Source organism: Chitinophaga solisilvae, assembly GCF_009928525.1.
Lineage (GTDB): Bacteria > Bacteroidota > Bacteroidia > Chitinophagales > Chitinophagaceae > Chitinophaga > Chitinophaga solisilvae.
The window spans coordinates 1-12,621 of sequence record NZ_JAABOK010000015.1 but is presented as its reverse complement, the minus strand read 5'-3'; the positions used below and the strand labels follow the sequence as shown (position 1 = coordinate 12,621).

At 52.5% G+C, this 12,621-nt stretch carries 3 protein-coding genes; all 3 read left to right on the top strand.

Annotated elements, in window-relative coordinates; all coding sequences use genetic code 11:
* Window positions 1-726, top strand: coding sequence for an aspartate/glutamate racemase family protein (locus GWG06_RS25055; RefSeq protein WP_127033717.1), 726 nt, complete (start codon window positions 1-3; stop codon window positions 724-726).
* A gap of 22 nt (window positions 727-748) precedes the next feature.
* Window positions 749-10,330 carry a non-ribosomal peptide synthetase gene (locus GWG06_RS25050; RefSeq protein WP_160716858.1) on the top strand — a complete coding sequence of 3,194 codons (9,582 nt, stop codon included), beginning with the start codon at window positions 749-751 and terminating at the stop codon, window positions 10,328-10,330.
* Window positions 10,311-12,621: type I polyketide synthase (locus GWG06_RS25045; protein WP_160716856.1), on the top strand; the 2,311-nt coding region annotated here is incomplete at its 3' end. The genes GWG06_RS25050 and GWG06_RS25045, both read left to right, overlap by 20 nt.

The window sequence follows — 12,621 nt, the reverse complement described above, 5'->3', positions numbered from 1 at the left end:
ATGATGATGACTATGCATAAAAAGAAAGTAGGTATTATCGGAGGAATGGGATCACGCGCCGGTGTAAAGCTGTTGCAGCTGATTATCGATTATTCTCCGGCGGTAACAGACCAGGACTTTCCGGAAATATTATACCATAATAATTCCGGTATTCCTGACCGTACCCGCGCAATCATCAACGGCGGACCTTCCCCGCTGGAAGGCATTTACAGATCCCTGGAAATGTTCAACAGCCAGCAGGTAGAACTGGTAGCCATTGCCTGCATTACCTCCCATTATTACTATGACAGGATTGCGGACTACAGCCGGTCAAAAGTGCTGAACCCGCTGCAGCTGATTGCTGACCGCCTGCTCCATGAATATACTGCGGTGAAACGCGTAGGCGTGCTGGCCACCACCGGCTCTATCAACAGCGGCCTGTATCACCAGGCACTGGAGAAATGTAATGTGGAAGTAGTGACACTGGATCCTGTCAGCCAGGAAGAAATTTTTATGCGTGCCGTCTACATGAAAAATGGTTTTAAATCTGCCCGTATTTCCGACGAAGCCAGAGAGCTGCTGCTGCTTTCCGTCAACAGAATGAAAGCGCTGAATGTAGACATGATTATTGGCGGATGTACGGAAGTATCACTGGGAGTGGTGCCGGAAAGCAAGGACGTGATTTACCTCGATGCGCTGGATCTGCTGGCCCGCAAAACCGTTGAATGCTGTTATAACCTCGATTAAAAAAATGCGACAATCAGATAAAATGGATAAGAAAGTAATACACAGTGTATTTGAACAGGTGGCAGTAAAATTTCCTGCCAGCACCGCTGTGGTATCAGCGACTGAAAGCATTACCTACCTGGAGCTGAATGCATATGCCAACCGGCTGGCACATGTATTGCAAATGGCCGGCTGCGAACCGGAACAGATTGTGAACGTGGTTATCCCGGCTTCCGTTCCGCAGATTGCCGCCCTGCTGGCCATCTTCAAAACGGGCGCTATCTATCTTCCTGTTGATATTTCCTTCGCAGAAAAAAGATTACTGCAGATCTTCCGGGAAACTTCCGACGGAATACTGGTGGTAACAGCTGCTGAAAAAGAGCTGGTATGCCACCGCCTGCAGGAACTGCAAACGGATATCCGCCGGCTGATTGTATTGCACGACGACCATCGCATTGAACTGTTTATCTGTGAAAATAATATAGCCGTTCCCGTTGTATTTACGGAAGAGGAAGGCTGGAAGGAGAACCTCCCGCTGATAACCGACGGCAACAGCAGCAATTACATATTTTATACTTCCGGGTCTACCGGCGATGGTAAAGCTATCCTCGGCGCCAATGCCGGTCTTAGCCATTTCATCCACTGGGAAACAAAGGAATTCGGCTTCGATGCATCCCTGCGCGTCAGCCAGCTGACTGCCGTTACTTTCGACGCCTCCCTCCGTGATATATTTACCGCGCTGATCAACGGTGGTACTTTGTATATTCCGGCTCCGGAAGTCAAAAATGATCCGGCCGCGTTGCTGACATGGCTGGGAGATAATGTCATACAGCTGGTGCATTGTGTACCGTCGCTTTTCCGCGTGCTGACCACAGAACTGTTGCTGAACCCGGAAGCAGCAAAGCAGCTCCGGCTGAAATACCTGCTGATGGCAGGAGAGATGCTGTATGTAAAAGATATACTTAACTGGCGGCAGGTAATGGGCGAAAGTACACAACTGGTGAATCTGTACGGTGCCACAGAAACTACGCTGGTAAAAACTTTCTACAGGATCAATGAAGTGTCCGGCAATTATGCGCAGTCTATTCCTGCAGGTATCCCCATCAGCAATACCATCGTTGCCATCATCAGGAACGGACGTATCTGCCAGCCGGGAGAAACAGGAGAGATCTACATTAAAACGCCATTCGCCACCAAAGGATATTATAGGAACGAAGCGCTGACCAGCACCTGTTTTGTACAGAATCCGCTGTCAGCAGCACCGGATATCGTGTATAAATCCGGCGATCAGGGAAGATACCTTGCAGATGGTAACATCGAAGTGATCGGCCGCCTCGATAACCTGGTGAAGGTAAACGGGATACGCGTGGAGCTGGGAGAAGTGGAACGTGCGATGCTGAGCCTGGAGAATGTGACAGGCTGCGTGGTAACGGTACACCGTTCGGCGGATAACATATCAGCGATGGCTGCCTATTACACCGGTACGCCGCTGGAAACAGAAGCGCTGCGTATGGGCCTGTCCCGCTATCTCAATCAGCAGCTGATTCCCGTGTGGTTTATTCATCTGGAAAAATTTCCGTTAAACACCAACGGGAAAATAGACCGTAAGGCATTGCCGGCTCCGGTGCAGCAACTGCCGGAGGAAGCGCCGGAAGGTGAAGTGGAAACCGCGCTGGCAGACCTCTGGAAGGCTATACTCGGATTGGAAAAGGTAGGCAGAAATATTTCCTTCTTCAGCGCCGGCGGCCATTCACTCCGCGCTATCCAGCTGCTGGCACGCATACACAAGACATTCAATGCCGGCATGAAAGTGCAGGACATCTTCCTGTATCCTACTATCCGCGAGCAGGCTGCCTATATTGAACGGAATAAAAACGGGGAGAAGTATAATATCCGGTCTGCCGGCGAAAAAGCCAGCTACCCCTTATCTTCTTCACAGAAAAGAATATGGGTGCTGAGCCAGTTTGAGAACAGCAGCATCGCCTATAATATGTCCGGCGCCTATACTTTTGAAGGTGACCTGAACCGCAGCGCGCTGGAAAACAGCCTGCAGCAGCTGATGGCCAGACATGAAAGCCTGCGTACCTTGTTCCGGGAAGATGCAGACGGTATCCGGCAATTTATTCTGCCGGCAGATATTGCTTCTTTCCGCCTGCAGTTCCGGGATCTGAGAACCGCTGCAAATACCGCTGCTGCTGCAGAAGAGCGGGTACGTAAAAATATGCTCGCACCTTTCCGCCTGTCGGAAGACCTGCCTATCCGCGCAGAGTTGCTGCAGGTGGAAGATAATAAGTGGGTATTCGTGTATACCATGCACCACATCATCTGCGACTACTGGTCTATGATGATACTGGTAAAAGAGCTGTGGGCGCTGTACAACAGCCTGGTGCGCGGAGAAGCGCCTGCATTGGCTCCGCTGCGACTGCAATACCGCGATTATGCTTCCTGGCAGCAGCAGCAGATGGAAGAAGGACTGCTGGAACAGGGCAGAACCTATTGGATGCAAACCCTGGCTGAGGAGCCGGTGGTGCTGCAGCTGCCCACAGATTATCCGCGTCCGGCCATCAAAACCTATAACGGCAGCATCGCGGCGCGCGTACTCGATAACGGCGTCATGGCGCGGCTGCAGGAAATGTTGCAGGAAAGAGGCGCTACCCTTTTTATGGGGCTGCTCGCTGCTGTAAAAGCCCTGCTGTATAAATACACGGCGCAGGAAGATATTATTGTCGGCAGCCCTATTGCCGGCCGCTATCACCCGGATCTGCAGGACCAGATCGGGATGTACCTGAATACCCTGCCGCTCAGAACAAGATTCAATGCAGCAGAAAGTTTCAGCCAGCTGCTGCACCACGTGAAAAATATGACGCTGGCAGCCTATGAACATGAGGCGTATCCTTTTGATCTCATGCTCGAAGAACTGCAGCTGCAGCGGGATATGAGCCGCAGTACCCTGTTCGATGTACTCATCGATCTGCATGATACCCGCGACCTGCAACATATACTGCCGGAACAGGGACTCACCGTTAACCGCTACCTGCGCACGGAACATGTTGTCAGCAAATTCGATCTGACATTTATGTTCATGGTATCTGAAAGTGATGTATACCTTTCGCTTGAATATAACACCGATCTTTTCTCGGCCGCTACTGCCGGCCGGATCATCGATCATTTTGAATACCTGCTGGCAGCGCTGACAACCGATCCGTCCACCGCTGTGTCGGAGCTGAACTACCTGGGCGCGGCTGAACAAGAGGAGCTGATACACGGCTTCAACCAGCCGCTGGAAGCCAGCCTTCCCTACGCAGGCATGGTGGAGCTTTTCCACCGGCAGGCGCAGCAGCAGCCGGATGTAACGGCGCTGATATATGAAGGGCAGACTTTCACCTACCGGCAGCTGAACGAATCATCAGATAAACTGGCTTACTACCTGCGTACCACCTGCGGGGTACAGCCGGATCAGCGGGTAGGTATCTTACTGGACCGATCAGACAAAATGCTCATCAGCATTCTGGGCGTGCTGAAGTCAGGCGCGGCCTATGTTCCGCTGGACCCGGCGTATCCTGTTTCTCGGAAGGAATATATTATCGGTGATGCGGCAATAACGGTGCTGCTGACACAGACAGATTACATTTTTGATCTGTCTTACTACAGCGGAACAGTAATAGCGGTAGATGTACAGCTGGATGGCCTGGAAGCGCCTGCATCAGCAGATACGTTTACTCCTTCGCCTGATTCGCTGGCCTATGTGATCTATACTTCCGGTTCCACGGGTACGCCCAAAGGCTGTGCCATCACACACCGTAACCTGTCGTCTTATATACAGTGGGCAAACGGCTATTATTTCAAAGGCGGGCGTCCTCATTTCGGGCTGTTCACTTCATTGTCCTTCGACCTCACGGTAACGACTATATTTTGTCCGCTGACCAGCGGAGGAGTGTTAACCATCTTCCCGCAGCATGCGGCGCTGAGCGATATACTGACTGCCAGTTTTGACGGCAGCCAGGGTATTGACAGTATCAAGCTGACGCCTTCCCATATCAGTATGCTGCGGCAGCTGGAGATTCACTCCAATGCCGTCACCTGCGCTATTGTGGGCGGTGAGCAGGTAATGGCTGTACATGTGGAAACGCTGAAGGGTATTAACAGCGATATGTCGGTGTATAACGAGTATGGCCCTACGGAGTCTACAGTAGGCTGTATCGTAGCGCCGTTGTTACTGAACGAACCTGTGATCATCGGTAAACCCGTTGCCGGCACAGGCATCTACATCCTGGATGCCGCTGGTGGCTTATGCGGCAGGGGTGTTACCGGAGAGATATGTATTACCGGAGCAGGACTGGCAGCAGGTTACCTGAACCAGCCAGCGTTAACGGCAGAACGGTTTACAGACAATCCTTACCGTCCGGGCAGCCGGTTGTATAAGACCGGCGACCTGGGTTACTGGCAGGCAGACGGGAACCTGGTGTACATCGGCCGCCGCGATGAACAGGTGAAGATCCGCGGCTTCCGCATAGAACCGGGCGAGGTGGCGCATGCGCTGCAGCAGCACCCGTCAGTGAAGAACGCCGCGGTAGTACCGGTAACGGTACCGGGTGGCGACCGGGAGCTGGCGGCATACATAGTAGCAGACGAAGAGCTGAATGCCGGCGAGCTGCGCGAATTCCTGTCAGGCGCATTGCCAGCCTATATGGTGCCTTCCTATTTTGTACAGCTGGAAGAAATACCGCTGACGCAGAACGGCAAGGCAGACAAGCGCCGGCTGCCGGATCCGCTGGGTATAGAACTGAAATCCGGCGTGGAATACGTAGCTGCAGGGAATGAAACGGAACAGCAACTGATTGCTGTATATGAAGAAGTACTGAAGAGGAAAAACATCAGTATCAAAGATGATTTCTTTGTGCTGGGCGGCGACTCCATCAAATCAATACAGGTGGTTTCCCGCATGAAGCAGAGAGGCTACACGCTTACTATTCAGGATATATTGCTGCATCCGGTGCTGGAAGATACCGCCGTGCATGTGATGAAAAACAGCCGTACCATCAGTCAGGAAACGGTTGCCGGCATGATACCGCTCAGCCCTGTCCAGCATTATTTCTTCTCTAATAATTTTAAGGAAAAGCATCATTATAATCAGTCTGTCTTACTGCAATGTGAAACAACGATCAGCGAAGCCGCGCTGCAAAAGACGCTGGACAAAATATTGCTCCATCATGATGCATTGCGGATGGTTTACCGGCAGACAGCCGGCGGATGGGAGCAGGAGAACAAAGGAGCGGAACAGGGATATGCGCTGGAAATATTGTCTTATGATACCCATGATTTCGATGCACATTGTAACCGCATACAGGCAGGCATTAACCTGGCATCAGGCCCGTTGTTCCGGGCAGCCATCTTCCGGGATGCAGCGGGCGATAAGCTGCTGCTGGTAGTGCATCACCTGGTTATCGACGGGGTTTCCTGGAGAATACTGCTGGAAGATATATCTGCGTTGTATGAACAGGCCCTGGCAGCACAGCCGCTCGTACTGCCCATGAAGACAGACGCTTTCAGCTACTGGCAGGAAAAGCAAACAGTCTATGCCGCCAGCGAAGCCTTACAGCAGGAAGCAACCTACTGGTCTGCCATTGCAGCGCAGCCGGTACCGCATCTTCCGCTGGACTATCCCGGTGGCAGCAACCTGGTAAAGGACATCAGCTTCCGTTCCTTCACACTGGATCAGTCAATGAGCACACAGCTGTTTACCGGTTGTTACAGCGCGTATCATACAGATACCAATGATATACTGCTGACCGCATTAAGCCTGGCGCTGACAGAAGTATTCGGCGTTGACCGCGTACTGATTAACCTGGAAGGTCATGGCCGTGAGCAGATCGGTGCTGATGTGGATGTAACCCGTACTGTTGGCTGGTTTACAAGTATCTATCCGGTGCTCTTCAATATGGAATACCGGGAGGATATGATCCGTCAGCTGATAGAAGTAAAGGAACACCTGCATCGTATTCCCAACAAGGGCATAGGCTATGGTATTCTCCGCTATATGACAACACAGGAGGTGACCTTAACACCGGAAGTAAACTTCAACTACCTGGGCGATTTCGGCCACGGTGTTGCAGCCGGCGATGGCGGGGCCTTGTTCCGCTTCAGCGGAGAACCGCATGGCCGCACCATCTCCGAGAACTGGGAAAGAACTGCCCTGCTGGATATTTCCGGTATCGTTGCAGAAGGCCGCCTGCGGCTGACAGCAGGATACAATACTGCGCAATATAACGCCGCCACCATAGACCTGCTGATGGCTGCCTATGAAAAGCATCTTGGTCTGCTGATCCGCCAGCTCAGTGAGGTGACAACGGTTCATCTGACACCGGCAGACCTGACCTGTAAGGATCTCAGCGTGGATACCGTGATGGAACTTACCGCCTCCGGCAATGTGGAAGATGTGTATACGCTAAGCCCGCTGCAGGAAGGATTGTATTACCAGTGGCTGATTACGCCTGCATCGAGCGCTTATTTTGAACAGATGAGCTATGAAGTGAAAGGCACACTGGATGTAAACCTGCTGGAGAAAAGCTACAACCTGCTCGTTGCCCGTCATGGCGTACTGAGAACCCGCTTCACACAGGCATACGGCGACCGCCCGCTACAGATTGTACAACGCCAGGCAGGCAACCATTTCAGCTTCCGGGACATCCGGCAGCAGCCGGAATTTTCTATACAGGATTTCCGTGATGCAGACAGGAAAAAAGGATTTAATCTCCACGAAGGTTCCCAGATGCGCCTGACGGTACTGAGAAAAAGTAATGATCTCTACGAGTTCGTCTGGAGTCATCACCACATCCTGATGGATGGATGGTGCGTGAGCATCCTGATACAGGAATTCTTCAAAATATATTACAGCCAGCAGCAGGGCATCTCTTCTTCACTGGAAAAACCCGTTCCTTATGCTGATTACATCGGATGGCTGAACGGGCTGGATACTGCTGCCAGCCTGGATTACTGGAAGTCCTGCCTCCGTGGTTATGAAGAGGCGGCTGTACTGCCTTCCCTGCATCCGGCAGGTAACTATGTGTTCAGGCCGGAGAAACAGATTTTTCATATTGACGGTGCACTCAGGAAAGAAGTAAGCCAGTTCTGCACCGGACTGGGTATAACTGAAAGTACTTTTATACAGACCGTATGGGGATTGTTGTTAAGTAAATACAACAATACGGATGATGTGGTATTCGGCGCTGTTGTTTCCGGCCGCCCTGCTGAACTGCGCGGTGTGGAACAGATGATCGGTATGTTCATCAATACAATACCGGTACGTGTGCAACACACTGCTGATATGCCGGTGAAAGAACTGTTCCGGAAAGTACAGCATGCTTCCCTGGAAAGCGTGCCGCATCATTATACGCAGCTGGGACAGGTACAGGCTGCCCACCACCTGAACCGGGAGCTCTTCAATCATATTATCCTGTTTGAAAACTATCCCGTACAACAGCTGATAGCACAGAATATGGAGAAGCTGGAAGAAGATGGTATGCTCTCGCTGGTATCCTGTACAGGTTTCGGGCAGAATAACTTTGATCTCACCATCACGGTGCTGCCGGGAACAGACATCATGATTAAGTTTGAATACAACGGTCACGTATACGAACAGGCTATGATGGCGCAACTGCAGGAACATTTCCTGGAGATGACCCGCTCCGTGATAACACAGGCGGCATCATCTGTGTCAGCGCTGAATTACCTGGGCACCGCCGAACATGTTGAGCTGATACACGGCTTCAACCAGCCACTGGAAGCCAGCCTTCCCTACGCGGGCATGGTGGAGCTTTTCCACCGGCAGGCGCAGCAGCAGCCGGATGCAACGGCGCTGATATATGAAGGGCAGACTTTCACCTACCGGCAGCTGAACGAAGCAGCAGATAAGCTGGCTTACTACCTGCGTACCACCTGCGGGGTGCAGCCGGATCAGCGGGTAGGTATCTTACTGGACCGTTCAGACAAAATGCTCATCAGCATTCTGGGCGTGCTGAAGTCAGGCGCGGCCTATGTTCCGCTGGACCCGGCGTATCCTGTTTCTCGGAAGGAATATATTATCGGTGATGCGGCAATAACGGTGCTGCTGACACAGACAGATTACATTTTTGATCTGTCTTACTACAGCGGAACAGTAATAGCGGTAGATGTACAGCTGGGTGGCCTGGAAGCGCCTGCATCAGCAGATACGTTTACTCCTTCGCCTGATTCGCTGGCCTATGTGATCTATACTTCCGGTTCCACGGGTACGCCCAAAGGCTGTGCCATCACACACCGTAACCTGTCGTCTTATATACAGTGGGCAAATGGCTATTATTTCAAAGGCGGGCGTCCTCATTTCGGGCTGTTCACTTCATTGTCCTTCGACCTCACGGTAACGACTATATTTTGTCCGCTGACCAGCGGAGGAGTGTTAACCATCTTCCCGCAGCATGCGGCGCTGAGCGATATACTGACTGCCAGTTTTGACGGCAGCCAGGGTATTGACAGTATCAAGCTGACGCCTTCCCATATCAGTATGCTGCGGCAGCTGGAGCTTCACTCCAGTGCCGTCACCTGCGCTATTGTGGGCGGTGAGCAGGTAATGGCTGTACATGTGGAAACGCTGAAGGGTATTAACAGCGAAATGTCGGTGTATAACGAGTACGGCCCTACGGAGTCTACAGTAGGCTGTATCGTAGCGCCGTTGTTACTGAACGAACCGGTGATCATCGGTAAACCCGTTGCCGGCACAGGCATCTACATCCTGGATGCCGCTGGTGGCTTATGCGGCAGGGGCGTTACCGGAGAGATATGTATTACCGGAGCAGGACTGGCAGCAGGTTACCTGAACCAGCCAGCGTTAACGGCAGAACGGTTTACAGACAATCCTTACCGTCCGGGCAGCCGGTTGTATAAGACCGGCGACCTGGGTTACTGGCAGGCAGACGGGAACCTGGTGTACATCGGCCGCCGCGATGAACAGGTGAAGATCCGCGGCTTCCGCATAGAGCCGGGCGAGGTGGCGCATGCGTTGCAGCAGCACCCGTCAGTGAAGAACGCCGCGGTAGTACCGGTAACGGTACCGGGTGGCGACCGGGAGCTGGCGGCATACATAGTAGCAGACGAAGAGCTGAATGCCGGCGAGCTGCGAGAGTTCCTGTCAGGCGCACTGCCAGCCTATATGGTGCCTTCCTATTTTGTACAGCTGGAAGAAATACCGCTGACGCAGAACGGTAAGGCAGACAAGCGCCGGCTGCCGGATCCGCTGGGCATAGAACTGAGGTCGGGCGCGGAATATGTGGCTCCCAGAAATGAAATAGAAGAAAAGCTGGTCGCCATATGGAAGGAACTGCTGGGTAAAGATAAAATCGGTATCCGCGATAACTTCTTCGATGCCGGTGGTAACTCCATCAAGATTGTCCGGCTGTCACAGCTCTCTACCAGGCTGCTGGGCAAAGATATCAGCGTGGCGCTGTTATTCCAGTATCCGAATATAGAAGACCTGGTAAACTTCATCGTAGATGAACCGGCGATGGCAGTGGCAGAAGAAGATGATTTTGACAGAGATGAATTAATAGGTGACCTCAATAAATTCAACGCGTATGAAGACGACCTCAGCTAAGCAGTACGACGGGCTGGAAATAGCGATCATAGGGATTTCAGCCCAGTTCCCCGGAAGCAATGATTACCGGGAGTTCTGGAGTAACCTGACAGCAGGCAATGAATCGCTGCAGTTCCTGACAGATGAGGAACTGAAAGAAAGAGGTGTGGATGCCACCCTGCTGAATGATCCTGCTTTTGTGAAAACAGCCGGTGGTATCTTGTCAGACAAGGAAACATTTGACAACGCATTTTTTGGATACACGGCAGAAGAAGCAACGCTGATGGATCCGCAGATAAGGCTGTTCCACAAACATTGTTGGAATGCTATTGACGATGCCGGATATACAGCGGCTATTGATAAAAAGAAAATAGGATTGTTTGCCGGCGCTTCCGGTAATACCAACTGGAAAATACACCTGTACGGGAAATCGGCCGGCAGCAACGTAGACCCGTTTTACCTGAGTATGATCAGCACGCCTAATTTTATCGGTACGCTGGTAGCTTATAAACTGAATCTGCGCGGCCCTGTTTTCTATATAGACTCCGCCTGTTCTACCTCTCTGGGCGCTGTTCACCTGGCGTGCAGAAGCCTGCTTACCAGGGAGTGCGCCATGGCGCTGGCAGGAGGTATCTCTATACAGACTACCCGTAAGAAAGGATATAAATATTACGAAGGCCGTATCTCTTCGGATGATGGTCACTGCAGAACATTCGACAAGGATGCTACCGGTACGGCAGTGGGAGAGGGCGCCGGTGTGGTGGTGCTGAAACGTCTCAGTGAAGCCATGAAGGATGGAGATAACATCTACGCCATCATCAGGGCTACTGCTGTGAATAATGACGGTGCGCAGAAAGTAGGCTATACCGCTCCCAGTGTAAAAGGGCAGGCTGAATGTATTGCCGCCGCCATGAAGGTAGCTAATGTGGAACCTGCCAGTATCAGCTATGTGGAAGCACATGGCACGGCTACCAGGCTGGGCGATCCGGTGGAAATAAGAGCGCTTAACGAGGCATATGCGCTGGGAGGTAAAGAGAAATCCTGTGCTATCGGTGCATTGAAAAGTAACATCGGTCACCTGGATACGGCCGCAGGTATTGCCGGTCTGATTAAAACGGCGCTTTGCCTGGGACACAGGCAGCTGGTTCCCAGCCTGCATTTTAAATCAGCCAACCCGGAGATCGATTTCGGAAGCGGTCCCTTCTTTGTCAATACCCAATTGCAACCCTGGGAACGCCGCAACGGACATCCTTTGCGTGCCGGCGTCAGCTCCTTCGGTATCGGAGGTACCAACGCACACGCTATTCTGGAAGAAGCGCCTGTCCGCGAAGCAAGCGATGCAGGCAGAAAATATAAGCTGCTGGCAGTTTCCGCGAAGACTGCCGGCTCCGTGGAAAGATACCTGACCTCGTTGCACAGTTTCCTGGAACAACACCCGGATACCAACCTGGCGGACCTTTCCTATACCTTACAGGTAGGTCGCAAAGCGTTTCCTTTCCGGAGTACGCTGAGCTTTACCGGTTATGAAGATCTGTTGCGGCAGCTGCGTCAACCGCCGGTGGTGCAGCGGGGCGCAGCGCGCAACAGCATCCCTGTATTCCTGTTCCCCGGCCAGGGCTCCCAGTACATGAATATGGCCCTGGGCCTGTATGAGGAAGAACCATTGTTCCGCGCACAGATGGAGGAAGGCTTCGCCTTGCTGCAACAGCTGACGGGCCAGGATATGAAACAGGTGCTCTTCCATGCGGCAGATGGTACGCTGGTGAACCACACCCGCTACACACAGCCGCTGCTGTTCCTGGTGGAATACAGTCTTTCGCGTTTGCTGCTGTCATTGGGTATCAGCCCGCAATACATGCTGGGTCACAGCATCGGCGAATATGTGGCTGCCTGCCTGAGTGGAGTATTCAGTTTTGAAGATGCGTTGCTGGTGGTATCCAAACGGGGTGAGCTGATGGAGCGTGTATCCGCCGGCGTTATGCTGAGCGTTCCGGTGAGTGCCGCCGCTGCAGCAACAATGCTGACAGCGGGCATCAGCCTGGCAGCGGTCAACGGACCGGAGCAGGTCGTGTTCTCCGGTGACCCGGAAGCAATGTCTGGCCTGAAAGCCCGCCTGGACGCCGCCGACATTGCCTATGTACAATTGCATACGTCGCATGCTTTCCACTCACAGATGCAGGACAGCATCCTGCCGGCATTCCTTTCTGTATTACAGCAGGTGAAACTGAACAAGCCGCAGCTGCCTTTCATCTCTAACCTGACCGGCGACTTTATTCAGGATACCGCTGCCTGCAGCGCCCAATACTGGGTGG